Source organism: Marinococcus sp. LNSP9103-4, assembly GCF_056034345.1.
Genome location: NZ_JBQLIA010000009.1, coordinates 76,218 through 101,298, shown reverse-complemented (window position 1 = coordinate 101,298; position 25,081 = coordinate 76,218). Strand labels below are relative to the sequence as shown.

At 48.9% G+C, this 25,081-nt stretch carries 24 protein-coding genes and 1 pseudogene; 10 read left to right on the top strand and 15 right to left on the bottom strand.

Annotation, left to right across the window (positions count from 1 at the left end):
- Positions 1-85: 85 nt before the first annotated feature.
- Positions 86-994, bottom strand: coding sequence for a universal stress protein (locus tag ACTRXG_RS08515; RefSeq protein WP_474284641.1), 909 nt, complete (start codon positions 992-994; stop codon positions 86-88).
- Between the two features lie 64 nt (positions 995-1,058).
- Between ACTRXG_RS08515 and ACTRXG_RS08510 the strand changes: the two are divergent.
- Positions 1,059-1,460 (top strand): annotated as a pseudogene (locus tag ACTRXG_RS08510) (YrhK family protein); the annotation flags it as partial.
- Between the two features lie 24 nt (positions 1,461-1,484).
- Here ACTRXG_RS08510 and ACTRXG_RS08505 read toward each other — a convergent pair.
- Positions 1,485-1,892 (bottom strand): hypothetical protein, encoded by a 408-nt coding sequence (locus tag ACTRXG_RS08505; protein WP_474284661.1) that lies wholly within the window; start codon positions 1,890-1,892, stop codon positions 1,485-1,487.
- Positions 1,893-2,341: 449 nt separating this feature from the next.
- On the opposite strand from ACTRXG_RS08505, the gene ACTRXG_RS08500 reads away from it, so the two are divergent.
- The 7 genes from ACTRXG_RS08500 to ACTRXG_RS08470 all read left to right on the top strand — a co-directional run bounded on the left by ACTRXG_RS08500 (position 2,342) and on the right by ACTRXG_RS08470 (position 7,864).
- A complete protein-coding gene (locus ACTRXG_RS08500) occupies positions 2,342-2,800 on the top strand; it encodes a hypothetical protein (RefSeq protein WP_474284640.1) in 459 nt (152 codons plus the stop codon).
- 21 nt (positions 2,801-2,821) lie between these two features.
- Positions 2,822-3,145 (top strand): hypothetical protein, encoded by a 324-nt coding sequence (locus tag ACTRXG_RS08495; RefSeq protein WP_474284639.1) that lies wholly within the window; start codon positions 2,822-2,824, stop codon positions 3,143-3,145.
- A gap of 51 nt (positions 3,146-3,196) precedes the next feature.
- On the top strand, positions 3,197-3,427 hold the full coding sequence (locus ACTRXG_RS08490; RefSeq protein ID WP_474284638.1) for a hypothetical protein: 231 nt from the start codon (positions 3,197-3,199) through the stop codon (positions 3,425-3,427).
- Between the two features lie 57 nt (positions 3,428-3,484).
- Positions 3,485-4,393: a universal stress protein gene (locus ACTRXG_RS08485; protein ID WP_474284637.1), complete on the top strand. Its 909-nt coding sequence runs from the start codon at positions 3,485-3,487 to the stop codon at positions 4,391-4,393.
- Between the two features lie 206 nt (positions 4,394-4,599).
- Positions 4,600-5,826 (top strand): GTP-binding protein, encoded by a 1,227-nt coding sequence (locus ACTRXG_RS08480; protein ID WP_474284636.1) that lies wholly within the window; start codon positions 4,600-4,602, stop codon positions 5,824-5,826.
- A gap of 69 nt (positions 5,827-5,895) precedes the next feature.
- The gene (locus ACTRXG_RS08475; protein WP_474284635.1) at positions 5,896-6,738 is read left to right on the top strand and encodes a ZinT family metal-binding protein; all 843 of its coding nucleotides are present in this window, start codon (positions 5,896-5,898) and stop codon (positions 6,736-6,738) included.
- Between the two features lie 43 nt (positions 6,739-6,781).
- Positions 6,782-7,864: a metal ABC transporter solute-binding protein, Zn/Mn family gene (locus tag ACTRXG_RS08470; protein ID WP_474284634.1), complete on the top strand. Its 1,083-nt coding sequence runs from the start codon at positions 6,782-6,784 to the stop codon at positions 7,862-7,864.
- A gap of 56 nt (positions 7,865-7,920) precedes the next feature.
- On the opposite strand, the gene ACTRXG_RS08465 is transcribed toward ACTRXG_RS08470, so the two are convergent.
- Both ACTRXG_RS08465 and ACTRXG_RS08460 read right to left on the bottom strand, forming a co-directional pair.
- On the bottom strand, positions 7,921-10,470 hold the full coding sequence (locus ACTRXG_RS08465; RefSeq protein WP_474284633.1) for a heavy metal translocating P-type ATPase: 2,550 nt from the start codon (positions 10,468-10,470) through the stop codon (positions 7,921-7,923).
- Entirely contained in the window at positions 10,460-10,831 is a 372-nt protein-coding gene (locus ACTRXG_RS08460) for an ArsR/SmtB family transcription factor (protein WP_474260766.1), read from the bottom strand. Before ACTRXG_RS08460 ends, ACTRXG_RS08465 begins: the two co-directional genes overlap by 11 nt.
- Before the next feature lie 240 nt (positions 10,832-11,071).
- On the opposite strand from ACTRXG_RS08460, the gene ACTRXG_RS08455 reads away from it, so the two are divergent.
- Complete coding sequence (locus ACTRXG_RS08455; protein ID WP_474284631.1) at positions 11,072-12,409, top strand: alkaline phosphatase; 1,338 nt, start codon at positions 11,072-11,074, stop codon at positions 12,407-12,409.
- A 131-nt stretch (positions 12,410-12,540) separates the two neighbouring features.
- On the opposite strand, the gene ACTRXG_RS08450 is transcribed toward ACTRXG_RS08455, so the two are convergent.
- The 10 genes from ACTRXG_RS08450 to ACTRXG_RS08405 form a co-directional block, all read right to left on the bottom strand.
- A complete protein-coding gene (locus ACTRXG_RS08450) occupies positions 12,541-12,825 on the bottom strand; it encodes a hypothetical protein (RefSeq protein WP_474260764.1) in 285 nt (94 codons plus the stop codon).
- 567 nt (positions 12,826-13,392) lie between these two features.
- A complete protein-coding gene (locus ACTRXG_RS08445) occupies positions 13,393-13,605 on the bottom strand; it encodes a hypothetical protein (RefSeq protein WP_474284630.1) in 213 nt (70 codons plus the stop codon).
- A 54-nt stretch (positions 13,606-13,659) separates the two neighbouring features.
- A complete protein-coding gene (locus tag ACTRXG_RS08440; RefSeq protein ID WP_474284629.1) occupies positions 13,660-14,091 on the bottom strand; it encodes a hypothetical protein in 432 nt (143 codons plus the stop codon).
- A 113-nt stretch (positions 14,092-14,204) separates the two neighbouring features.
- A complete protein-coding gene (locus tag ACTRXG_RS08435; protein ID WP_474284628.1) occupies positions 14,205-15,239 on the bottom strand; it encodes a zinc-binding dehydrogenase in 1,035 nt (344 codons plus the stop codon).
- 246 nt (positions 15,240-15,485) lie between these two features.
- Positions 15,486-17,216 carry a PrpR N-terminal domain-containing protein gene (locus tag ACTRXG_RS08430; RefSeq protein WP_474284627.1) on the bottom strand — a complete coding sequence of 577 codons (1,731 nt, stop codon included), beginning with the start codon at positions 17,214-17,216 and terminating at the stop codon, positions 15,486-15,488.
- Positions 17,217-17,281: 65 nt separating this feature from the next.
- Positions 17,282-18,277: a 4-hydroxythreonine-4-phosphate dehydrogenase PdxA gene (gene pdxA, locus ACTRXG_RS08425; RefSeq protein WP_474284626.1), complete on the bottom strand. Its 996-nt coding sequence runs from the start codon at positions 18,275-18,277 to the stop codon at positions 17,282-17,284.
- Entirely contained in the window at positions 18,274-19,563 is a 1,290-nt protein-coding gene (locus ACTRXG_RS08420) for a four-carbon acid sugar kinase family protein (RefSeq protein ID WP_474284624.1), read from the bottom strand. The genes pdxA and ACTRXG_RS08420 overlap by 4 nt, the downstream gene beginning before the upstream one ends.
- Positions 19,564-19,634: 71 nt before the next feature.
- On the bottom strand, positions 19,635-20,609 hold the full coding sequence (locus ACTRXG_RS08415; protein WP_474260748.1) for a 2-keto-3-deoxygluconate permease: 975 nt from the start codon (positions 20,607-20,609) through the stop codon (positions 19,635-19,637).
- A gap of 334 nt (positions 20,610-20,943) precedes the next feature.
- On the bottom strand, positions 20,944-21,216 hold the full coding sequence (locus ACTRXG_RS08410) for a hypothetical protein (protein ID WP_474284623.1): 273 nt from the start codon (positions 21,214-21,216) through the stop codon (positions 20,944-20,946).
- Between the two features lie 80 nt (positions 21,217-21,296).
- Positions 21,297-22,046, bottom strand: a complete 750-nt coding sequence (locus tag ACTRXG_RS08405) for a helix-turn-helix transcriptional regulator (protein ID WP_474284622.1) — start codon at positions 22,044-22,046, stop codon at positions 21,297-21,299.
- Between the two features lie 414 nt (positions 22,047-22,460).
- Here ACTRXG_RS08405 and ACTRXG_RS08400 point away from each other — a divergent pair, with 414 nt between their 5' ends.
- On the top strand, positions 22,461-23,783 hold the full coding sequence (locus ACTRXG_RS08400; RefSeq protein ID WP_474260745.1) for an endo-1,4-beta-xylanase: 1,323 nt from the start codon (positions 22,461-22,463) through the stop codon (positions 23,781-23,783).
- Positions 23,784-23,906: 123 nt separating this feature from the next.
- Here the strand turns inward: ACTRXG_RS08400 and ACTRXG_RS08395 are convergent, their stop codons facing one another.
- On the bottom strand, positions 23,907-24,977 hold the full coding sequence (locus ACTRXG_RS08395) for an aldo/keto reductase (protein WP_474284620.1): 1,071 nt from the start codon (positions 24,975-24,977) through the stop codon (positions 23,907-23,909).
- Positions 24,978-25,081: the final 104 nt, after the last annotated feature.

Here is a 25,081-nt window from a genome sequence, read left to right as displayed (position 1 = left end):
TTTCCGGCTTGAACCGTTTTTCTAAAACACCTCCCGCGAATGAGCGCAGCCCGCTTTTCCTGTATGGAAAAGCGGGCTTTTTGCGTCAGCTGAAAGCCTTTTTCTGCGCCGGCCCGCGATGACGGATAAGAAGCACATCACAGTCGGCTTTTCGGACCACTGCCTCCGATAAACGGTTCAGATGCTCCTTTCGCTCTGTACCGAAGCCAATGGAGCCAATAACCAGAAGATCCGCCTTGTATTCCCGGGCCGCTTCTTCGGGAAGCATTTGCTGGGGTGCCCCGTACCTTATGTCCATCCGAAAATGCTGTATGCCTCCCTCCTTCGCCAGGCGTTGATAACGCTGCACCAGCGGATCTTCCTGTACCCCTTTCTCCTTTTGGGAATCGACCAGCTCTTCCTCGGCGGCGAGTGCCTTCCGTGGTGGAATGACCCGGACAGCCGCCAGGCTGGAGCCGTGCTCTTGAGCTATCGCCATGGCCACTTCATAAGCTTCCATCGCCAGTGACGAGGAATTGATACCCACCAATATGCTGCGGTACCGTTCCTCGAAGGAACGATTTTTCACTACCAGCACATCGCATCCGACAGCATGAGCAATGCCGGCGGATACACTGCCGAGCATACGCCGGTCGCCTCTTCCTGCACCCGATGCACCGGCGATGACCATGTCTGTATTGTATAATGGCGCAATTTCTCTGGCGATATGTCGGGCTGGAGCATCTCCGTGATTCATAATGATCGCGACTTTTTCGACCCCGGCTTCTTCCGCTGCTTTTTTGCCTGCTTCCAAAAGACTTATTCCATTATCTACTGCCGCCTGCCGGATAGCATTCCGATACACCCGCACCCGGCTGTAATCATCGCTGGTGATGATATGGCAAAGTAAAAGCTCTCCTTCCATCTGCTTGGCCAGGGAGATGCCGCGCTCCAGGGCATGGCGGGCTTCTTCAGAGCCGTCTACCGCTATCATGATGCGTTGATACCGTTTCATCCTTGCTTATCTCCTTTCGTCAGGTATCCGCCTTCAGCAACAGTGAAACTTTTTTAACCAGCCGATGGACGTCTTCCATAAAGGACTTTTAAGCAGTGATTCGCAAACTATTATCACGATTTTTCACCTTTATTATATCATGATTTTACGAAGGAACAGCCAAACGATAAGTGACCAATTTCATCCCTGCTTCGACTTAAGTTTTAACACTTTTAAATTTGTTAATACATGTATGGAATACTGTAAAAAAGAAAGGAGACTTAGCATGCGTACTGAAGCACGCGATCAAAGCAACCAGGAGACCGCCTCCAGGAATGCTTATATAGAAAGCCGGATGCAGAGCCACACTCTTTTCTTTAAGAAAATTTACAACACGCTGTATACGCTTAACGATTTTTTATTAGGGTTGTGGTTTTTTATCGGAAGCATCTGCTTTTACTTTGAAGGCCCGTGGCGGATTCTCGGAGTAACGCTGTTTGGTTTCTTCCATTTACTCCAGCCACAGCAGGGTCGCGGTAATTCCTGCTGCGATCACAAGCAGCGTCCCTCCCTGCACGAACCACTCATACCGGTAATCTTCGGGATTGCCGCTTTCCTTTTTCCACAGATGCACACTTATTACCGTATATAAGGCGTAAAACGGTAACAAACCAGCCAAAACGGAGGGCCCTAAAAATTTCTGAAAGGCATTTACCAGAATAATTCCTGCTAAAAACAAACCGGAGAATATGTATCGGATGATAAGATGCCCCCTGTTTGCATAGCCTTTCGTTCGAGGACCGCCGTTTCGTTTGATATACCATTTCCTGCTCAGCCAGTGGATGGCGAAAATGGCGGCAATCATTACGACCACTGTTAGAACCAGCAACCGTAAACCCAATGCAGCTTCGGACGGCATCGCCTCACCCCTTTCCATACAATTCCATTTTCCACCGTCATTTTACCACACAATACTGCCCCCCCCCCCTTAATTTAACCTTTCACCCTTTCTCAAATGATATTATTTTTACACAATGTCTCCTGGTTTTTGATAGCCTGCTCCTGCTTTTGCTTTTTTATCTCCTTAAAACAGATGCTTTCAGGCAAAAGCGTTTCTTCCTCACCTCCGGTTTTAAAAAGGTAATTATTTTTCTATGTATTTAGTTGCAAGTCATGACTAAAGGACTTATTGACGGTGTAATTACCTTTTTTACGTGTATAATGGTAATTATAAAGGTAGTAAGGCCCTGGCATTTGTTCCTTAATTTAATCTAATCATTGTTTTCGACTTCTAGACTGTCTCAGCATTTTTATTCCATTGATCCCGTTTCCCCCTTGTAAAAAGCCGTTTATAAAAGGAGGAGGATTATGAAATATGAAATGAAGCACGCCGCGTTTGAAGAAATGTTTCAGGCCATGGGTGGACGGATTCCGGAAAGCATGGAAGAACTAATAGATGCAGCACATCAAAATATCAAAACGGCGGTTCTTCTGCCCTTTTACGTGTACTGCTTTCATCCCCTTGAATGGCAGGAATACACCCTTTCGACGGATGACCCGCTGCCCTCCACTTTAAATCACGCGGCCCGGCTTGCGCTGGACGCCCCCGCCCTGCATGCAGACCGTGAGGCCAAACGTTATTTCTGCAAGCTCTCGGCTCTTGTCCGTTATCCCAACCATACCTTTTCGCGCCCTTCTCTTGAAGAATGGACCTATTATCTATGCCTTCAATACTGTCGGCTGTACCAAAAAACAAGCTTTTTTGAAAACCGCGTGACGGTCAAAAGCCGTAATCCGAAAGACTGGCTGGTTAAAATTACTTTATAAACCTTAAAAGGAGTGGACCGAATGGAGGTGTCGGAACAAAAGCTACCAGAGAATCCGTTTTACGTGGGACGGCATTCCCTCATTCGCATTGTTTTTTTGGCTGCTGATGACACGCAGGCTAACGAATTGTGGTTTCTCGGCAGTGCTATAGAGCTTCAGGAGGAATTGTTTCTGGACCACTGCCGCCAGGTTCGTTTCGATCTGGGAGACGAAATTCATTTCCGCCAGCTGGCAATGAAGATCGTAGCCATCGAGTCCGCCCCCTTTTCCTTCGCTCCGGCTTGTTATCCGGAAGAGACATTGATCACCTACTACGTTGCCTCGTCAGACTTTCCATTAATGTAAGGGGCATTTAGCATTGTAATAAATAATGGAGACCACTCAGAAAGGAGCTTTATGATGAAGGATTTTATCAATCGCTTGTATGAAGCTGCCCGAGCGTATTCCATTGCAGATTTTGGGGTTTTGAAGCTCTGTTTATTTGCCATAGGTGTCTGGACCGGCGTTTCCAATGCCCGGATTCTCCGGCCTGAACTTCGGCTGGTCCGGCTTGTGGCTATTACTTCCTACGCATATATTATGTATACCACCTTCAGAAAAATGTGCCGGGACTCCGGGAAGAAATAATTACCCTATCTCACGCCTCCCATGCTGTTAACCACCATAGGAGCAGGAAAGGAATGAATGCCAATGCCTCTTTCGTACCGACGGATACTCGTAGCGCTGGATGGATCGGAGGAAGCTGAAGCTGCTTTAGCCAAAGGCATCGATACCGCATTGGCTCATGAGAGCGACCTGGGGCTTTGCCATATTGTTGATTACCATAATATTAAAGAGCTGCGGAAGCAGCAGCCGGATTTAATGCTTCATGCCCTGAATAAAAAAGGCAGTGACATCATCACCCGGGGAAAGGAACAAGCCGAGAACGCCGGTATCTACCACGTGCGCGTGTTCATTAAAGAAGGCATTCCAAAGACAGCTGTTGCAGATGATATTGCAAGATCCTTCGGGCCGGACCTGATCGTAACGGGCGGCTCCGGCGCCGGCACAGGCGAAAGGAAGCGGCTTGGCAGTGTTTCCGCTGGTATCGTCCGACGCGCCTCCTGCGACGTCTGGGTGGTGAAAAACAGCGCGCCGAAAGCTTACCGGTCGATACTAATCGCTGTCGATGGCTCAGATGCATCCAGAAATGCCTTCTATGCCGGCTTAAATATGGCCAAAAGAAACCACAGCGCGGCCCGGGTGATTTACGTGCTGAACACGCAGTCCCTTTCCTCGCTCGAGCCCTACACCAAAGACATCATCAGCGTATATCAAAAGCGGGCGGATGAGCTGCTTGCCGAATACAAAGCCTGGAGTGAGGCAGAAAATCACGGGCCGGAGCCTCTTCATTTTTCCATAGAACGCGGCACGCCCAAAACGGCTATTCCGGTGGAGGCCGCCCAAAAATACGGAGCTGACCTGATTGTTGCCGGGGCGTCCGGAATGGGCCGGACGCAGCGGTTTATTCTCGGTAGTGTATCTGAGAGCATCATGCGCCGGGCTTCCTGCGATGTGCTGGTGGTTCGGAACCAGCACCAGCCAAAGGCCTGACATTTGCTTCACGTATTAAAAAATTATGTTGATCCAAATTCTGATAAAACCCTTTTCGCCAAAGGGTTTTTCTTTTTGAGTCGATTTGTTTTTGTTAAAAAAATACATAAACAGACGTTGACATTATAAAAAATGTTTTATAAAGTAGTTGAAGCACACAAATCGTAACGTTTACGATTTACATTTTACATAAGGAGGAGTCAAACATGTCTTCAGCCATTCCGGTTACTGTCCTGAGCGGATATTTGGGTTCCGGCAAAACGACACTGCTGAATCACCTGCTCCATGAGCAGGCCGACTGGAAGGTGGCAGTGATCGTTAACGATATGAGCGAAATCAATATCGATGCCGGTCTGATTGAACGCGGCAGCTCTCTTTCCCGTACGGAGGAGAATCTGGTGGAAATGTCGAACGGCTGCATCTGCTATACGCTGCGGGATGACCTGCTTCAGGAGGTGCAGAAAATTACTGAGCGCGGCGGCGTGGATTATATTTTAATCGAATCCACCGGCATCAGCGAACCCATTCCCGTCGCCCAGACATTCACCTATGAGGACGAGGAATCGGGAATCGATCTTACCGGCATCTGCCGGCTCGATACCATGGTCACGATGGTTGACGCAGCCCGGTTTTGGACCGATTATATCTCAGGCGAAACGCTGCAGGAGCGCAGACAAAGTGCAGGAGACGACGATGAGCGTGAAATTGCCGATCTGCTGATTGAGCAGATTGAGTTTTGCGATGTGCTGGTTTTAAACAAAACAGATTTGCTCACCCAGGAGCAGATCCAGCATTTAACAAGCATCCTGCGGGCTCTTCAGCCGAAAGCTGAAATCATTGAAACATCGTATGGCCGCGTCGCTCCTTCCAGGGTACTTGGAACCGGCAGATTTTCATTTGATGAAGCTCTCCAGGCGCCCGGCTGGCTGCAGGAGCTTGACCAGGAGCACGAGCCTGAAACGGAGGAATACCATATTTCTTCGTTCGTTTTCCGGAGCCGGGTCCCCTTTCATTCCGAACGGCTGCTCGAATACTTAGAGGAATTCCCCAAGCAGGTGCTCCGGGCGAAGGGCATTATCTGGTGCGTCACCCGTAATGATACGGCGCTTTTATTGTCTCAGGCCGGTACATCCATTCAGCTGGAACCGGTGTCCTACTGGGTCTCCTCCCTCCCTGCCGGCGAGCAGCAGCGTATGCTCGAGGAACAGCCCGAGTTAAAGGACAGCTGGGACCCGGCAGTCGGCGACAAGGCCACCGAGCTGGTGATTATCGGCCAGCATCTGGATCAGCAGAAGGTAACCAGGAAACTGACGGCGTGCCTGTTGACCGAAGAGGAACAGCAGCTGGGCGAAAATGACTTTCATGACCCTTTCCCGTGGCTTGTTCCTGCGCACGATTACGCGCATGCCGGGGACGAACATCCTCATGCTTGAATGGTACGTGCATTTTTTTAACCAATAAATCGTAATAATTACGATTAACTACAAAAAGGAGTGGTATTCATGAGAAAATTTCCATTAAAAGGGTTAAGTGCCCTCACGGTCAGTGCAATGATTATGACAGGGTGCGGCAACGACTCGGAGGAAAACTCGGGAAGCGAAAATGCTTCGGAGGCCGAGGAGCAGAACCAGGAACATTCGGATGAAGAATTCCAAAGCGATGAACAGGAACAGGCTGACGAAAATGACAGTGATAATAACGAGGAGCATGATCACGATCACAGTCATAACGAAGAAAGCCACGACCACAGCCATGATGAGGATGAAAGCCACAGCCATGATCACAGCCATGGCCAGGACACCGAATCCGAGCGCATTTATAATGGCTTTTTCTATAATGATGAAGTAGAAGATCGCCCGCTTTCCGATTGGGCCGGCGACTGGCAGTCCGTTTACCCTTATCTGGAAGACGGCACGCTCGATGAAGTGTTCGCCCATAAGGCGGAGGAAGACAAAGAAATGTCGGAGGAAGAATATAAGGAATACTACGAGGAAGGCTATCAGACAAATGTGGACCGAATCACGATTGAGGACGGCACCGTTACCTTCTTCCAGGACGGAGAAGAAATGAGCGGCGAATACGTTTCGGGCGGCCATGAAATTTTAGAGTATGAAGCAGGCAACCGCGGGGTCCGTTACATCTTTGAACTCGAGCAAGGAGACGAAGGCATGCCGCAGTACATTCAGTTCAGCGACCATGATATCAATCCGACCGATGCCGGGCACTACCACCTCTACTGGGGCAATGACAGCGACGAGCTGCTCGAGGAAGTGGAAAACTGGCCAACCTACTACCCGTCAGACATGGACGGTGAAGAAATCACCCATGAAATGATCGCGCATTAAGCATTTCCCAAACATCAAGCTACTGACGAAAGGAACGAATACAATGAAAAAACAAACTGCTTTAGGCGTCTCATTAGTTGCCGGTGCTCTCATGCTCCAGGCCTGCAGCACCAGTGACAATAATCAGCAAAACGCCTCCGGTGACAGTAATGAAGATCAGCAGACACAAAACGAAAAGCTGGATGTCTACACTACCCTGTTTGCCTGGGAGGATTTTGCCAAACAGATCGGCGGCGATTACGTGAATGTTGAAAACGTTGTTCCGCCCGGCTCCAATGCCCATTCCTTTGACCCAACCCCTCAGACCCTGACCGATATTGCCGAGAGCGACATGTTTATTATGACCGGCAGTGGTATGGAAGGCTTCGCGGATGAAGCAAAAAGTACGGTAAATGGCGAAAATGTGAAGGTGCTGGAGCTGACAAATAACATGGACCTGCTGGAATCGTCAGAGGAGCACGACCACAGCCATGAAGACAGTCATGAACACAGCGACGGCGAAGAGAGCCACAGCCATGAGGAAGAAGAGCACGATCATGACCACGGCCATGATGAAGAAGAACATGATCACAGCCACGGTGAAGAAGGCCACAGCCACGGCGGCGTGGACCCTCACGTATGGCTTGATCCGGTCCGGGCCCAGCAGGCTGCTGAAAGTATTAAAAACGAGTTGGTCGAACAAATGCCGGAGCAGCAGGAAACGTTTGAGGAAAACTATGAGGCACTCGTGTCTGACCTTGAAGACATTGACCAGGGATTCACAGACGTTGCCGAAAATAGCGATCAAAATCAGTTTATTGTTTCTCACGCGGCTTACGGCTACTGGGAGGAGCGGTACGGCTTCGAACAGATCCCGGTCAGCGGCATTAATGCTCAGGATGAGCCTTCCGTTCAGGAAATCAATGATATAGTGGCCACGGCAGAAGAAAATGATATTAACACGGTGCTGCTTGAGCAAAACATCCCATCGAAAACAGCAGAAACCGTCCAGGACGAAATTGGCGCAGATGTTGCCTATCTGCATAACCTTTCGAGCGTCATGAAGGAAGATGTCGAAAATGATGCCACCTACGTTTCGTTAATGGAAGATAACATTAAAAGCCTCGAGCAGGCGTTAAATCAGTAAACAGCAAAAAGCCAGACGGGCGGCCCGTCTGGCTTTTACGTTTATATCACAATCGTTTATCCCCGCAGCCGGAACAGCCTCAGGCTGTTGGCGACAACAATGAGTGCCGCTCCGGTATCGCTCAGCACCGCCATCCACAGCGTCAACAGGTCCGGCACGATCAGCGCCAGTGCGGCCACTTTAATCAGCACCGCAAACCAGATGTTCTGCTTAATGATGCCAAGCGCCTTCCGGCTGAGCCGGATTGTATACGGAAGCTTGTCAAGATTATCCGCCATCAGAACGATGTCGGCGGCCTCCATCGACGTGTCTGCCCCGGCTCCTCCCATCGCAATACCAATATCCGCGGTGGCAAGCGCCGGCGCGTCATTGATGCCATCGCCTATCATGCCGACACGGCGGCCCTCTTGCTGGAGGGTGCGCACGGCTTTAGCTTTATCCTCCGGCAGCAGCCCGGCCATGTACCGGTCAATGTTCGCCTGGCCCGCAATTTTCGCAGCGGTGCCCTCATTGTCACCGGTAAGCACGGTCAATTCACGGATGCCGTTGTTATGAAGCGACTGTACCGCTTCCGAGGACATCGGCCGGATTTTGTCAGCAACGCCTACATAGCCCAGAACGCTCTCCCCGTCGCCGATCAACACCACGGTCATGCCTTCGTTTTGAAGCTTTTCGACTTCTTCTTCGAACTCTTGCGTCTGAGCGCCCTGCTCCTTCAGCCACTCCGGCTTTCCGGCAGCATACGCTCTGCCTTCGATGGTACCGGCGACGCCTTTCCCCGGTTCCGCGTAAAAATTCGTTCCATTCAGGGAGGACACCTTCTGTTCCCCAGCATACGCTGTAATTGCGCGGGCGATCGGGTGGCTGGAGTATGCCTCCAGGGTCGACGCAATCGACAGCAGCCGGTCCTCGTCGCCGTTTGCCGCGTAAACCTTTTCCACAACGGGTCTGCCTTCGGTGAGCGTGCCCGTCTTATCAAAGGCCAGGGCATTCAGGGTGCCAGCGGCTTCAAGAAAGGCTCCGCCTTTAATCAGCACGCCCTGCTTGGCCGCATTGCCGATAGCCGACACGATGGCGACCGGTGTCGAAATGACGAGCGCACACGGACAGGCCACCACGAGCAGTGCCAGCCCCCGGTACACCCAGTCCGCCCAGCCGCCAAAACCAATGACCGGCGGTACGACAATAACGGCGATCGCAGCGGCAAACACAATCGGCGTGTACACGGCGGCAAACCGGTCCACGAAGCTCTGGGTCGGTGCCTGCTGCTCCTGCGCCTCTTCGACTAAATGAATAATCCGTGCAAGCGTCGTATCCTCCGGACGTGCAGTCACCTCGACCTCCAGGCTGCCGAAGTCATTCAGCGTGCCGGCATATACTTTATCTCCGGATGCTTTATCAATCGGAAGCGATTCCCCGGTAATCGGGGACTGGTCGACCATCGATTGTCCTCCGCGAATCGTGCCGTCCAGAGGAATCTTTTCTCCCGGCTTAATAAGCATCGTCTCGCCAAGCCGGACCTCCTCCACCGGGCGCCGGATCCATGTGTCCCCAGCCTTCACCCAGGCCTCCGCCGGCGCCAGATCCATCAGATGGCTGATGGATTTGCGCGTTTTAGCCACCGAATACTGCTGGAGGGCGTTGCCAAGCGCAAACAGCCAGACGACGAGCGCCCCTTCAAAGTATTCCCCGATGAGCGGAGCACCGATCGCAGCTCCCATCATGAGCACGTTCATATCAAGCGACCGGCTTTTAATGGCAAAATAAGCACTATTCGCCGGCTTGTAGCCTCCGACGACAATAACAGAAAGATACAGCATGATTGAAATGATCGCCGGGACCGGCATCAGCGAGCCCGCAATACCGGCCAGCAGGAGCACGCCGGAGACGATCGTATTCGTCATTCCGCGCAGCGGAGAGGCTTCCGGCCGGCTCGCAGACGAACTGCGATCGTTGACTGGCTCCGCTTCAAACCCGAGCCGGCGGACCTCCTCTTTCACCGTTTCCTGCGGCAGCTCGTGATCGAGCGTCATTTTTCCCGTCGCGAACTGCACCTGCACGTCCCTCACACCGTCGAGCTGCGCAAAGTGTTTGCTGACGGTCGCGGCGCACGAGCCGCAGTCCATGCCGTAAATGTTATAGGCCTCTCCGGTATCTGCTGCCGGCAGCTGGGTATCATATCCGAGCCGCTGCACTGTTTGCCTGATCATTGCCGGAGCCAGCGTCCCGTCGGTGGACACCTGCATGCTGCCGGTCGTGTACTGAACCCTTGCCTCCTGCACCCCGGGCAGACGGTACACGCCCTTTTGAAGCGTAGACGCACATGAAGGACAGTCCATACCCTCCACCTGAAAGGTGTATTCGTTTGCTGGAGCATTTTTGCCTGGCTCCCTCTGGTCTGCGGGCGCCTCCGGGGCGCAGCAGCTTCCCTCTTCGTTTGCATCATCCGAACTGCAGCAGGACGTTTCTTCGACCGGGGTTAAATTGATCGAAAAGCTGCGGGAGCCAGTGCCCGTTACTGATGAAGAACTCGTATTTTCTTCGCTGCAGCACGAGCATCCTTTCTCCTCTGATTTTCGTTCAAGGGTTTCCTCTTTAGATGCCAAGGGGCTTCTCCTCCATTCCCGGTGCCATGCCTCCGAGCAGGTGAGTAATCTGATTTCCGGCGAGTGTGTAGAACACCAGCTTACCCTCCCGGCGGTAGGTGACGGCGCCTGCCTGGCGGAGGATTCGCAAATGATGAGAGACCGTGGCCGTCGAGGTTCCCAGAATATTGGCCAGATCACAGCCGCAAAGCTCGCCTTCGACGCTGAGGGCGTAGGCTACCTTGTACCGGGTTTCGTCGGCAAGTACTTTAAACCACTGCGAAGCGCTGCGCGCATCCACCTGCCCGACCTGATTCTGGACGCGGGCCACCTTTTCCGGGTCAAAGCAGTATATTTCACACTGATCGTTAGTTTTAGCCATACAAATCTTCCTTTCATTCTTACAATTAAATGTTTGTTTAATTGAATCTTATACTTCTTTGATCAAACAGTCAAACATCTGTTTAATTGAAGCAATAAATTTCAAATGTAAATTATTTAACACATTTCCATTATTTCCTTTACAGGAAGTTTAAACACCGCTAACACCTGCTTCATAAAATAACCCTATAGTGGGGGACGTGGAGTTATCCACGGCTAAAACTATTTAGGGGGTCATTGAATGATGAAGTGGAAGCGTCCGACGAAAGCAGCCTTACTGCTGGGGGCAAGCGGACTGGTTGCAAGCACCGCGATGGCATCGGAAAACGACGAAAAAGACGATTCAGCCGGAAGCACGAAACCGGCTGCTGAAGAAGCGCAGGCACAAAACGTTATTCTCATGATTCCCGACGGATTCTCGGACAGCGTATCGAAAAATTACAGTCTTTATAAGGACGGCGAGCCGGTGTGGGAAGAGCGGGACATGACGACCGGCAAGGTGGACACTTCTTCTGCTGACGCTGTCGTGACGGACTCTGCGGCTGCCGGTACGGCTTATGCCATCGGCGAACGGACGAATAACGGAATGGTTGGCATGACACCGGACGGCGAATCCAAATCCTCAATTCTGGATGAGGCGGCCGACATGGGGAAATCCACCGGGCTCGTAGCGACCTCGACAATTACCCACGCAACTCCGGCTGTGTTTGCTTCCTCGGTGGATGACCGGAACAACTACACCGAAATCGCGAAGCAGATGACTGAAAATGATAACCTGGACTTAATGTACGGTGGCGGCCGGGAGCACTTCCTGCCGGAAGCGGAGGGCGGCATCCGGGAAGACGGCGAAAACTACATTGACCACGCCACGGACGCCGGTTTTGAATATGTGGAAACCGAGCTCGCCATGAATGATGCAGACGGTGACCGGATCCTCGGGCTGTTCGCCGATGATGCCATGAATACTTCCCTGGAGCAGAGCCCCGTTCAGCCATCCCTTTCAGAGATGACCTCCTCGGCGATTGACCACCTGTCCCAGGATGAAGACGGCTTCTTTCTTATGGTGGAGGGCAGCCAGATTGACTGGGCCGGGCATGCCAACGACCCGGCATGGATGATGTCTGATACCGAAGCTTTTGAACAGGCGGTCGAAGAAGCAACGGCTTACTCCGAGGAGCACGAGGACACGCTCGTGGTCGTCGCGAGTGACCACGACACAGGCGGAAGCGCCAGCAAGGCTACGGAGGATAACCATCCGTCGCTTCTGAATAACGTGGAGGCCACCGGCGCAGACATGCAGGAGCAGGTGCTTCTCGGTGAGGAGACTCCTTCCGAAGTATTTGAAGAGCATACCGGCATGACCTTGACCGGTGAGGAACAAACCATGGTGGAGGAAGCCGAAACGCTCGAGAGCGGATTTAACCACGTATTGAGCGAACGCGCCGGCTTCGACTGGACGAGCACGGACCATACCGCGGTGGATATTACCGTTTATGCTGAAGGCCCGGGCGAAGAAGCCTTCTCCGGAAATCTGCAGAACACGGAAGTATTTGACGCCATGCAGCAGGCAATGAAATAACTCACCTTTTCAGGAAGCGGCCTCCAAAACGGGGGCCGCTTTTTTGCGCATATAAAAAGCAGAGACCCCCCGGAAGGAAGCCTCTGCCTGTCTATCATTAATCTTCATTTAAATACTTCATTCTATTTTTATTAATTATCAAAAGCCCACTTCCACTTTTTAAGTCTCAGCTTCACCCGTTCGAGCAAATTGCTTCTATATGAAGCGGTTTGTGGTTTTTCAACAACGCTCAGGAAATTCCAGCCGCCCCGGCCGTTATCTGCATAAATCCATTGCGTTTTTTTATCGTAGTAATAGCGGAAGCCGTCATTGTCCTTCAAGTGCAGTGACCGCTCTCCTTCCATTACTACATGTAAGTATCCGTCACACGTTAACATAATGTCGTCCAGCGTGATATTTTCGCATTGCTCCTGCATAAAAAATACCCCTTTCCATAGCACAAAGCTATAGCACGATTCGCATGCTTCTTTGTTTCCCATTACTTTTTACGTAATGTCTTTTCCGCTCCCCCATTGTCATATTTGTATAATGCGCGCCTGCTTAATTTCCTTCGTCTTCCAGCTCCGTTGTCTGCTCACTTTAATATCTTTATATATAACCTCTGATGAATATAAGTAAACATGATAATTATGATGGCGTGTTTATTCAGTGACAGGCAGGGAGTTTACTGGAATAATATGCCGGGTGAGAAGCTTGGCTGCTTAGTATTTTTATATACTCTCACAGGTTTATTAGTGATTTCAACAATGCACATTTGAAAAATATCCGCAACCGATAAAAACTGGAAGAAGTCCGCCAGGAAATGGAATAATTAAATTTTTTATGCAGTAAACTGAACGTTTGTTATAGCTGGATATTTATCAGACATCTACTGCAGCATTTAGACTCCGAAGGTAATAAATGGCATGATAAGCAGTAAAAGCGTAAGCCAGCTTCTCCAGCATAATAACGCCCTCCTCTTTATTAAGTTTGAGGTATTGGCACTAACTACTCGATGCGCTCCCCGTCCAATAGAAAGCTCCTAACGCAATCAGCGGGGCCAGCGGCAGAAGCAGTCCGCCTCCGGCTAAGTACAGCAGCGGAGCTACTGTGCCCAGGGCTCCGACAAACACTCTCATCCGTGATCCTTTCTTTCGGCCGCGAACCCACAGCCCTGCTCCCGCAGACATGATACAGAGCAATATAATAGTAACCATATATACTCTCCTTTGCTGGTACGTGCTTCTGGATAATATACGTAAACAGCCACGTCAAAATATAAATACGGTCCATACCAGTATAAGCAGGCCTCCCCCGATCACTGATCCCCCGTTAACCAGCATCTCGTAGCGGTAATCGTCTTTATTGGCGCTCTCTTTTTTCCATAAATACGCGCTCCCTGTAATGTAAATGACCAAGCAGCCAAGAAACAGAATTAAAACCAAAACCCAGGGCAGCAAATCAGAGGCATTCGCAAATATCAAAATCACAAGGTTTGCTGTCACAACCCCAAATGTCAATTTTCGATGAGTATCATTGGCGTGCCTTTTCTCTCTTGGATGTCCGTTTCGCCTTATATACCATTTGCGGGCGAGCCAGGGAACCAATACTCCAATGACAATAAAAATTGATAAAAGCAGCAGCAAAAAGCGTAAAAATATAGTATCAGCAGTCAATAGATGCCCCTCCCCTTTATCCATCATTTCGTTTATCATCCCATAATATGGAATTTCTTCCAAGCGCATTTACAAACATTAATATAAAAAAGGGAAAACACAAATGAATGTGTCTTCCCTTTGGCGGTTATTCGCTTATCTTACGGCTTCACCAGTACTTTAAGTGCTTCACGGTCATTCATCGCCCGGTAGCCTTCCGGAACGTCTTCGATTCCCATGGTGACATCAAACACGCGGCCCGGATTAAGGGTGCCGTCGAGAATGTCCGGCAGCAGCTCGTCCATATATGCACGGGTCGGAGCTGGACCGCCCGTCAATGTAATATTGTGACGGAAAAGACTTGTAAACCCGACCGGCGCCTCCTCATACTGCGGCGCGCCCACACGGCTGATCACACCGCCCGGGCGGACAGCGCCCACGCTCATGTCATAGGCCGGCATCAGCCCGACACACTCAAGCACGACGTGGGTCCCTTCACCGTCTGTCAGTTCGCGGACTTTGGCAATGCCTTCCTCCCCGCGCTCTGAAACGACGTCAGTGGCACCGAATTCCACTCCAAGGTCGGTGCGTTCCTTATGGCGTCCCATTAAAATAATTTTCGGTGCGCCGAGCTTTTTCGCAGACAGCACAGCAAGCAGTCCGACGGCTCCATCACCCACCACGGTGACGGTCGTATTTTCGTTCACACCGCCCATAACGGCTGCATGGTAGCCGGTGCCGTAAACGTCCGAAATGGTCAACAGGGACGGAAGCAGCGGTGAATCGTCATCGATGTGGTCCGGCAGCTTAAACATGCTCCCCTGCGCCTGCGGGATGCGTACATATTCTGCCTGGCAGCCGTTCATAAATCCGCCGTTCACACACGACGTCTGCAGCCCTTCCTGGCAGTACGGGCACGTATTATCCCCATACGCGAATGGCACGACGACGAGATCTCCCTGCTTAAAATCGGTTACGCCGGAGCCCATTTCATCGATGCGGCCAATCACTTCGTGTCCCATCGGCTCGCCTTCCCCGTGATCATGGGCATGCATGTGACGGTACGGATGCAGGTCACTTCCGCAGATGCACGCAGCAACAACCTTCAACACGCTGTCCGTCGGCTCCTGCACCTCTGGCTTCGGTACGTCTTCCACACGGACATCGCCCGCTTCGTACATGATATTTGCTTTCATAGCTGATTCCCACCTTGTCATAAATATGTTTTCGCTTATTCTCACCTCTCTAAAATTTATAGATGAGTGATGCGTACAGTGTAACCCGGGAAGCGGGATTTAAAGCAAGAAAAAGGGGTTACCCTTCTTTACGTCATAATCTTCCTGTCATTTCATTTCCATAAAAAAACACCTCCATCTGCCGGTTTCACTTGGAAAACGACGTTAGAGGTGTTTTACTTATTCTTATTTCGTTCCATTTAATCTTCAGCTTTTGAGCTTACGCCATAATGTTGATCGGTTAATGTTCAATCGTTTGGCAGCCCGGGTCTGGTTCATGTTTTCTTCCTGAAGCACTAAGTTGATCACTTGTTTCTCAATGTTATCCAGTGGCTGATTCAGATCCAGCACTTCACCCCTTCCATCAGTGGATTCAGCATTAGTCAGAATGGCTTCTCTGGAAATATACGGACCGTCGGAGTTCCGTACACCCACTTCAACCAGTTCCTGCAGTTCATGCAGATTCCTCGGCCAGTGATAGGCTTTCCATTCTAACAAAAGGCCGCTTTCCACTCCCACAATCTGTTTCCCGTATTTTGAATTGTTTCTGGCAATGAATGTGCGTATATATTCCGGTAAGTGCTCGATTCTCTCACGTAAAGGAGGCAGTGAAAGCACCAGGCTTTCTTTTTGAAATTTCTCCTGAAGCAAAGGCAGCTCAGTTTGCCTGGCAGCAAATATAATTACAGAAGCGGAAGCAGAGGCAATTTGAAAAAGTTGTTCAAGCCTATCTTTTGAAAGAGCCTCCCAACTTTTAATGTAAAATGTGCCACTTCCCGATACAATCATAGCTTCGAGCCGCTTCATCGCAATTTCGCCGAAATCTTCGTCCAGTTTTACTTCCCATTGATTTTCAATATAGTTATTACGGTAATGATGCAGCGCGGTAGCAATGGAACGCTTACCCGTCCCATTTTCCCCCTGGATAAAATATACGGATTCAGTAAACTTTTTCGCCTTTTCCACAACGGAACGTACTCGTTCATCAGCTGTAGAAATTTGGCCAAAGGAAACAATGTCTGATTGTAACGGCTGAATGGATAAACCATCTTGTTCTATTTTGTATCTGTTTTCATCACTGATTTTCAAAAAATACAGTCGTTCTTTTCCTTCAACTAAAAATTCTCCTTCTACAATTACACTGCGTCCCTCAAAAACGAACGTCTCCTGAAGAAAAGAATAATTCAGCATTTTTTGATGCAAGCTCTGCAATGTATTGCTCTTCTCAGCATTTTGATTTACATACGAGGTCAATCGAAAGAGATTTAAAAATGACTGGTTAGCAAATATTAATTCCCCGGTATCTTTGATTAAAGCAATATTTTCCGGTAAATGCTCCAGTAAATGATGATAGCTTCTGTGCATCGAGTCCTGATAAAGCACTAGTCTTCCAACTTCTTTTGCCTGAAAGACAGCCTGTTCCACAGACTCCGGACCAGAGGTTATCATAATCCCCTCCAGCCCAAAACGCCGGGCTGTCGTCAAAGTTACTGTGTCTCCAATAATAACTTGAATGTTCCGGCTGATAGCATCCTCTACTGCCTGATGCACTTCTGAAGAGCTGTGAATAACCTGATAGGAAATGGATATACCCAATAGTTCCGCCACCTGATTCACCCCATGGCAGACGTTGGGAAACCCGATTAACTCTATAGGCTCTTTAGAGTCTTTGAAGAGCAGCAGCGTACGCAGTATATCGTAGCCGGAAACATCTATTTCCACTACTGGAAGAGAAGTTCGTTCACGCAAAATTTGTGCCGTTCCGCCCCGGCTGATCAATACATGGTAGTTTTGCTCCTCAAACTGGCGGGCAGGTTCTACAGCTTCTTCCAGATCAGCTAACTGTACGTCTATAATCACTTCCTGGTGAGCTTCACTGACCTTGTTTGCTACTTCTTTTAAGCCTTGATACGGAGCTATAATCCCTATTTTCAACATTTCCTTACTCCCTTTAATGCAATTTCTTCATATTTTACATGAAAATGCAAGGTTCGGAGAACAAGTTATTTAGGTGCCAGCTCCGCAGCGATAGTGAGCGCTTCAAGAAGACTCCGCTCATCCGCGATATTTTTTCCGGCTATATCAAAAGCTGTCCCATGATCGACCGAGGTTCGTATGACCCCGTAATTTAAACCAACCGTAATATTCACTCCAGCTTCAAGTCCAAGAACCTTCACCGGAGCGTGGCCCTGGTCATGATAGCATGCTACGACAACGTCAAAATCGCCCCGGCCTGCACGAAAAAACAGCGTATCTGCCGGATAAGGCCCTTCCACGTTGATATTTTCCTCCTGAGCCTTCTGAATGCCAGGGAGCAGTTGCTTTTCTTCTTCTCCATATCCAAACAAACCGTTCTCCCCGGCATGTGGGTTAATACCGCATACAGCAATTTTAGGATTGGAAAAGCCGGCCTTTGAGAGTGTGCTGTGAGCGAGACGAATGACGTTATACGTGCGTTCGGGCGTTATTGCTTCAATGGCATCCTTCAACCCCAGATGGGTTGTGAGATGAATAACCTTCAGATTGGGCGCAGAAAGCATCATGGAATAATCCTTCGTGCCTGTCAAATCAGCAAGAATTTCTGTATGTCCCGGATAATTGTATCCTGCTCCCTGAAGAGCTTCCTTATTTAACGGAGCCGTACAGATAGCATCAATACGCTTCTCCATAGCAAGCTGCACTGCTCTTTCCAAATATAAAAATGCATGCTTGCCTGCCTCGAAGGATAACTTACCAAAGGGAAGATCAGGGTCTAAATCACCTACCTGGAGGCAATTAATTACTGAAGGATCCACTTTCGCCTCTGAAGGATCTGATATGGACACTACTGTCTGGCCGGTGTTCGTAATTTTTATTACGTCTTCAAGACGTCCAGTGTCACCGATGACCACGGGCGTGCAATATTCATAAACAGAAGCACCTGCCAGAGCTTTCACAATAATTTCTGGTCCTACTCCTGCAGCATCTCCCATCGTAATTCCAATAACTGGCTTTGTCATTTTAAAATCTCTCCTCTCAGTGTTTCGACCGCATGAACGAACGTATTTTCTGTACCAAAAGCCCCTGCTTTCGTAATGGCAATAGGATTATAATACCCGCGCAGTCTGCCCAGGGGTATACCAGGCTCAAATTCCTGAAACAATTCAAATTCTATGCTTTCCAGTGAAATGCACACCGCTCTGGCTACGTCCCCGCCCGTCATTAAGACCGAATCGAACGTTTCAATATCGAAAATCAGGCGTGTTAACCTTCCCAATCCTTCAGCAATTTTTTTCGTAGCTTCTGCCATCGGGATGTTTATTTCTTCTGCTTTTTCCTTCACGTTCTTAACAGCCATTTGAGTTGTATCCGTGGAAATAAGCATTACTGGATGACTACGCTCTGAAACAGCCTGAAGAATTTCTTTGATGGAAGGATCATACTGCCATTCAGGATCCAAAAAAATTTCCGGCCGCACCGACCACCCGGGATAATCCGCCTCCAGGCGGGCTTTCTGCTTTTGAGTTATACTGCTGCGGCTTCCAGCTACAAGCAAAACGGACTCACACTCATTTAACCCTTCTGCTTTTTCGGGGGAGGGTTCGTTCCCGCTTAAACCGTAAACATCAGGTAAAAATTTCATGAGACCGGCAGAACCAGCCCAGATAAAATCGTTCCCGGTAGCTGCAAGCGCCCGGCTCTGGCTTAACATCAGCTCCTCCGTTTCCCCATCGAAGCTAAGATATACTACGCCTTCACTTTTTAAACGTTTAAGCAGCTCTGTAAGTTCACCGGAGTAAATTTCATCTTCCTTAAGGTGATAAGCTTTATAACTGCTTTGCAATTGAAGAAGAGCAGTAACTTTTGAAGAAATGACGCTCTGGTTCGGAAAAGTAGATATTCCGGTTTCTTTTAAAGCTTTGTCATTAACATATAAATCGCCGTTCACCACCGCTCTACCGTTCTCCGGATAAGCGGGATTAATCAGGATAAAATCCGGTGAAAACGCATCATACAGCGCGTCCAATTCACTTCCAATATTTCCCCTCATCGTAGAGTCAATTTTTTTATACATTAATGCCGGGGGGCTTACAGCAAATGGCCCAACAGCTTCCTTCACCGTCCGGTAGGCTTCATCGGAGGTTATTTCTCTTGAATCTGTGTCGATGATAAGTGCTTCTTTATTTACAAAAGCACTTGTATCACGTGCATTTACAGCTACCGAGGGCCGATAACCATATTGGGCGCACTGTACCCCGGAGTCATTTGCTCCCGTTAAATCGTCAGCCACAATACATATATCCATATTAAAGTCACCTCGTCTGGCAAAAATAAGAGGACTTCATGTTCTGAAATCCCCTCATTTTACGTTGAATGTCATTGAAGATACGTTTGAAGCTTTCCTTTTTTCTCCAAACGCTTTACAAGAAAGCCTACATAAATAGGCAATAGTATAGCAGTAGTCACGACACTGGCTGCCACCTGGACGGTAGCCACGGATTCCACACTGGCGAAGGCGGCATTGGCGGAAGCTATCGCTGCCGGAGTCGCAACTGAGTTACCTGCTGAGGAGCCCTCCGAAGCCCCTACAATCGGGTTCCAGTTGAACAGCTTGAACACCCAGTAGCCAGCGGTTCCGGTTAGAAATACAGTCATAAATCCAAGGACGATGCCGCCGAGTCCCCCCGCTAAAATGTCCGCAAAGTTAATTCCCATACCCAACGCGAAGGCGAAAAACGGAATCAGCATGTTGCTCCCAGAGTCCAGAAAGTCTCTCATTTCTTCATCCAGATTTCCTAAAACCGCCCCAATCACAATTGGCAAAAGCACCGCAACGAAATCAATGACCGAAAATAAACCGTCTACAAAGCCCATTGCACCAAAAATCGATAACGCCACCATCGTAAGAAAAGGGCCGTCATTAAGCGCCAGTATGGAGTAGGCCGCCCTGTCGTCTCCTTTGCCGTACTGCCCGACAAGCGCTACATACAATCCACCATTACTATTTGTCATGGCTGCGATAATAGCTAAAGGGGCAAGCCCTAGAAATAAACCATCCGTACCGGCAAAAGCATAAGCAATCAAGCCGAAAGCAGCCCCTACCGCCCATTTGACTGTCAATAACGTGACACCTTTACCTATCGTGGTTCCTACGTTCCTTACGTTTATTTGCGCTCCCGCACAAAGTAAAAATAATGCAATTAGCACTAACGCACCGTCAACAAAAAGTTCTTGAGTAAAACCTCCGATACGCAGCATACCAGGGAAAAAGGTGTTAATCAGGGCCCCAAGTAACAAAGGAACTACCATCATGCCTCCAGGAATTTTCTCCATATTCGCTTTAATACGCATTATACAACCTCCTTTTTATTTTTGCAATTTGCAACAGTATATATAATAGCGCTTACATGTTGAAATATAAAACATATCGACTATTTTTTCAACTGCAAATACAAAAATTCAAAAAACAGTTGCAAAATAAAACAAATCATATAGTGTAGTCAAGCGCAATGGAAAAATGGGCAAGCAATTCCTCGTCTGCTGCATGAATCTCGGATTCGTTCAAACCTGTGCCAATCCTTCTATATGAACCATGAGAAGCAAACCGACTTTATTAAGACGAAGGAACTTCCTTAGAAATTTAAATACTTAGATGACAATAATATAAAAAAGCCACCTCTATTAGTTAGAGACGGCTCTTATGTAGGCTTTCGATAAAATAACCAGCGATGCTGGATGCGTCTTTTCGTAAAACTACCGCTGCTGACCCTGACGAAGATCTCACCTTTTTGACAGCACCAGTCTGCTCTAATCCGTTGACACAATCGTCTAGTTCCTTGGCGTGTACGGGAAATGACAGCTTGCGGGTTACCTGCCTCACCAGCGCAGACATTTCCATTTCATCATCATTTGCTGCCAGGCAGGTGATGACCGCCTGTTTTAAATTTTGCGTGCGCATTCATTTTCCCTCTTTCTCTTTCTTTGCCAGGAGCGGCTGGCCGCTCCTATCTTTATCCTTGTTAGCTGCGTTAATCTTTTTTACCGCTGGGCTGCAAATATACGATACTGCCTTGGCGTGCAGCCATGAATGCTTTTAAAGCACACCCCAAAATAGCTGGCGCTCGAAAACCGCAGGCGCTCAGCGATTAATTTCACCGGTTGGGCGGTCGCCTGCAAAAGGTATGCCGCCTCCTTGGCCCGTTTATAAGTCACGTAGTTCGGAATGGACGTTCCCAGTTCTTCGTTGACCAGCCGGGAAATATGACTATGGGAGATGCCGAGCTGATTGGCCAGTATCTCCGTATTCAATTCCTGGTAGATCTGCTGATTTACGAGTGTAATAAACCTTGAAATGATCGGGTTATTGTAGGACTGGAAATCATCGTTCCAGGTCGTATCAAGCATACCATCTACCAGCACGTTGATTCCTTCATAAAAATCCTCTTCCCGCTCCCATTCTTCCATGACATTGATCAGGGCTACCGAAGCGGCAAGCGCCTTTTTATTATAAGAAAATGTCTGGGTGTACCGGTCCAGAAAGCCGCCAATCAGAAAGAAGTAATACTGTTTCAGCACCAGCAGGCGTTTGTCGTCCTCCGGCTCCAGCAAAATGATCCGGTAAATGGCTGCCAGTTCTTTTTTGGCCTCTTTTTTGCGGCTGCGGAAGATGCAGTCGAAAAAGCGGTTCTGTGCCATATACAGCTGCACCAGATCTTCGTTTTCGGCCTGTTCCATTTTCTTTATCTCCCGATCATACAGCGAACGGAACCGTTCATAATTCATGCTCATCGCAGATGTTCCTTTATCTTATGTATTAGGATATCCTTATAAACATACTACATTTTGCGTTCATTATCTATTAATTATAATTCATAAAATATCAATAATTCATCTTTTCTGTTAAAAATAGCGGATTTTTGGGTGGCTTTGTTTTGCGGTGGGGAGCTTTCTGCTTTTATTTTTCAATACATAATTTATCCGGTAATTAAAGAATAAAAACCAATTAATGATAATTTAACTAATATTAATTCAATATACTTATTATTTTCCTATTTTTCATATTTTTAAGAAAACTTTGTTTATTAGGTATACCAACTTATTATTCTATGGTAGTATGGCCTTGTATTGAAATCGCTTTCATTATTGAAGGGGGGTCAGCTTACATCACTTTGAATCTAGGGCTTCATAATTAAGGGGGATATTATGAAAAACAATAAACAATTTATCGCTTCCGGACTGGCTGTGGCTTTAATCAGCAGTGGCGCAGCTACTGCTTCCGCTGACGAAGGAGAAAATGTATCTGCACTGGATGTACCTGCATTAAAAGACAGCTATAATGATTCTTTTCCCATGGGTGCTGCCGTAGAGCCTGAGCATTTGACCGGCACGCAGGGAGAAATTCTTGAAAAGCATTATAATAGCCTCGTTGCTGAGAATGTGATGAAGCCTATCTCTTTACAGCCGGAGGAAGGGGAATTTGATTGGGAAGAAGCCGATCAGATCGTTGCTTTTTCCAAGGAACATAATATGGAGCTTCGTTTTCATACACTGCTTTGGCACGAACAGGTCCCGGATTGGTTTTTTATCGATGAAGATGGTAATGAAATGGTAGAAGAAACAGATCCGGAGCAGCAGGAAGCCAATAAAGAATTGCTTTTAGAGAGACTTGATACACACATTGAAGCTGTCATGACCCGTTATAAAGATGATATTGACGCCTGGGACGTTGTAAATGAAGTTATTGATCCGGAGGCTGAAAACGAGGAAGGGCTCCGCGAGTCCCCGTGGTATCAAATTACGGGCAAAGAATACATTAAAACCGCGTTTGAGTCGGCACGCGAACACGGCGGCGAAGATGCCAAGCTGTATATAAACGATTACAATACCAATGAATCTCCAAAAAAAGAGCACCTGTATGATCTTGTCACCGAATTGCAGGACGAAGGCGTACCAATTGACGGAGTCGGTCACCAAACACACATTAATGTTTCCTGGCCCGAAACGGAAAGCATCGAAGACTCTATAGAGCTGTTTTCGGACCTTGGCCTGGATAATCAGATCACCGAATTGGATATGAGCGTTTACCCGTATCCTCCAAGCGGCGAGTACAAAAGCTATGAGGAAATTCCGGATGACGTACTAGCCCAGCAGGCGGATCGCTATCAGGAGTTGTTTCAGTCATTTACAGATTTAGACGACCAAATCAGCAATGTCACCTTCTGGGGGATTGCCGATAACCATACCTGGCTCGACGATCAATTCGATGATCAGGAAACACCTGGCAAAGATGCACCATTTGTATTTGATGTCGATTATAACGTGAAGCCGGCATACTGGGCATTAGACGAAACGCCTTCCTCTCCGGCTGAGCTTGAAGATAATGCTGCAGCCGCAGAATCTGAGGATACGGAGGGCGGAGAACTTCCTGAAACGTCCACCAATCAGCTTGCTTATGTGCTTGCAGGAGGCCTTCTTACGATCGCTTCGATAACCGGACTTCTCTATCGGCGCAGGAAAGCAGTTTAACCCACCCTATTTATAACAGCAAATCAAACAAAACGAGTGCGGGAGCATGTCATTATTACTCCTGCACTCGTTTTTTCAGTTATTTTCGGAATAGCTCAAAAGCATGGCGCTGATTTTTTACCTTTATTCATCCATCCCCATCGACTTCTTGTATCCTTCCAGATACGGCATTTCGGAAGGGCTTCCCATCTCAAAGCCGCCCATTGTCCGGTGCCACAACGGGTAAATCGGTGCCGGACGCGCGACGGATTCGATCCGGTCATGCTCATCCTGCGTTAAATACATATCTGCCGACGCCAGATTTTCGCGCAGCTGCTCTTCGTTGCGGGCCGCGATCACGATCGGGCCGACATTCGGACGGTCCTTCACCCACGCGTAGGCGATTTGCGGCACGGTGGCGTTTCGTCCTTCGGCCACTTCCTCGAGCGCCTCAATCACCTGATACAGGCGTTCTTCATCCTGAATCCACGGCTCCGGCCACCCGCCGCCCTGGCGGGTATTCGCCGGTGCTTTTTTGTTCCGTCCGATTTTTCCCGTCAGCAGTCCTTCCCCAAGCGGGCTCCAGATCATTGAACTCACGCCAAGCTCCCCGCCTGCCGGCAGCAGCTCATATTCCGCTTCACGAGCCTCCGGCGTGTAGTAGATCTGCTGAGTGACCGGCGGAATGTAGCCCGGACGCTCTGCGACGGAAAACGTTCTTGCCAGCGCCCATCCGCTGTAGTTGGAAACGCCCCAGTACCGGATTTTTCCGGATTTCACGAGGTTGGTCATTGTTTCCACGGTTTCCTCCACCGGCGTGCGGCCGTCCCAGAGGTGGACAAAATATACATCCAGATGATCGGTGCCCAGCCGTTCCAGCGTCCGATCGATGGAAGCTTCAATGTTGCTTCGGGATGCACCGAAAGCGTTCGGATCATTATCAAAATGAAAGCCGGTTTTAGATGTCAGAAGCACTTCGTTCCGCCGGCCTTTAATGGCAGACCCCAAAACGCGCTCGGCATCGCCCTTCGAATACAGATTCGCGGTATCAAACATGTTCATGCCTGCCTCAAGCGATATATCCACGATACGGCGGGCGTCCTTTTCATCAATGCTTCCGGTCGCTTCAAAGCCGTTCGTGCCGCTGAAGGGAATGGTTCCGAGTATATACTTCGGCACGCGCAGGCCAGAGTTTCCAAGATAAATATATTCCATAGTTAAAGCCTCCTGTGTGTTAAATCATTCCTCTGACTGTCCGGTCACCTTCTGTACTTTCAATTACCTTGTTCTTATACCTTGAATGATTTTTCTGCAAACAT

Coding starts and splice junctions, on each gene's coding strand:
- ACTRXG_RS08515 (WP_474284641.1), bottom strand. CDS start 994: ATGAAACGGTATCAACGCATCATGATAGCGGTAGACGGCTCTGAAGAA.
- ACTRXG_RS08505 (WP_474284661.1), bottom strand. CDS start 1,892: ATGCCGTCCGAAGCTGCATTGGGTTTACGGTTGCTGGTTCTAACAGTG.
- ACTRXG_RS08500 (WP_474284640.1), top strand. CDS start 2,342: ATGAAATATGAAATGAAGCACGCCGCGTTTGAAGAAATGTTTCAGGCC.
- ACTRXG_RS08495 (WP_474284639.1), top strand. CDS start 2,822: ATGGAGGTGTCGGAACAAAAGCTACCAGAGAATCCGTTTTACGTGGGA.
- ACTRXG_RS08490 (WP_474284638.1), top strand. CDS start 3,197: ATGATGAAGGATTTTATCAATCGCTTGTATGAAGCTGCCCGAGCGTAT.
- ACTRXG_RS08485 (WP_474284637.1), top strand. CDS start 3,485: ATGCCAATGCCTCTTTCGTACCGACGGATACTCGTAGCGCTGGATGGA.
- ACTRXG_RS08480 (WP_474284636.1), top strand. CDS start 4,600: ATGTCTTCAGCCATTCCGGTTACTGTCCTGAGCGGATATTTGGGTTCC.
- ACTRXG_RS08475 (WP_474284635.1), top strand. CDS start 5,896: ATGAGAAAATTTCCATTAAAAGGGTTAAGTGCCCTCACGGTCAGTGCA.
- ACTRXG_RS08470 (WP_474284634.1), top strand. CDS start 6,782: ATGAAAAAACAAACTGCTTTAGGCGTCTCATTAGTTGCCGGTGCTCTC.
- ACTRXG_RS08460 (WP_474260766.1), bottom strand. CDS start 10,831: ATGGCTAAAACTAACGATCAGTGTGAAATATACTGCTTTGACCCGGAA.
- ACTRXG_RS08455 (WP_474284631.1), top strand. CDS start 11,072: ATGATGAAGTGGAAGCGTCCGACGAAAGCAGCCTTACTGCTGGGGGCA.
- ACTRXG_RS08450 (WP_474260764.1), bottom strand. CDS start 12,825: ATGCAGGAGCAATGCGAAAATATCACGCTGGACGACATTATGTTAACG.
- ACTRXG_RS08445 (WP_474284630.1), bottom strand. CDS start 13,605: ATGGTTACTATTATATTGCTCTGTATCATGTCTGCGGGAGCAGGGCTG.
- ACTRXG_RS08440 (WP_474284629.1), bottom strand. CDS start 14,091: ATGATGGATAAAGGGGAGGGGCATCTATTGACTGCTGATACTATATTT.
- ACTRXG_RS08435 (WP_474284628.1), bottom strand. CDS start 15,239: ATGAAAGCAAATATCATGTACGAAGCGGGCGATGTCCGTGTGGAAGAC.
- ACTRXG_RS08430 (WP_474284627.1), bottom strand. CDS start 17,216: ATGTTGAAAATAGGGATTATAGCTCCGTATCAAGGCTTAAAAGAAGTA.
- pdxA (WP_474284626.1), bottom strand. CDS start 18,277: ATGACAAAGCCAGTTATTGGAATTACGATGGGAGATGCTGCAGGAGTA.
- ACTRXG_RS08420 (WP_474284624.1), bottom strand. CDS start 19,563: ATGGATATATGTATTGTGGCTGACGATTTAACGGGAGCAAATGACTCC.
- ACTRXG_RS08415 (WP_474260748.1), bottom strand. CDS start 20,609: ATGCGTATTAAAGCGAATATGGAGAAAATTCCTGGAGGCATGATGGTA.
- ACTRXG_RS08410 (WP_474284623.1), bottom strand. CDS start 21,216: ATGCGCACGCAAAATTTAAAACAGGCGGTCATCACCTGCCTGGCAGCA.
- ACTRXG_RS08405 (WP_474284622.1), bottom strand. CDS start 22,046: ATGAGCATGAATTATGAACGGTTCCGTTCGCTGTATGATCGGGAGATA.
- ACTRXG_RS08400 (WP_474260745.1), top strand. CDS start 22,461: ATGAAAAACAATAAACAATTTATCGCTTCCGGACTGGCTGTGGCTTTA.
- ACTRXG_RS08395 (WP_474284620.1), bottom strand. CDS start 24,977: ATGGAATATATTTATCTTGGAAACTCTGGCCTGCGCGTGCCGAAGTAT.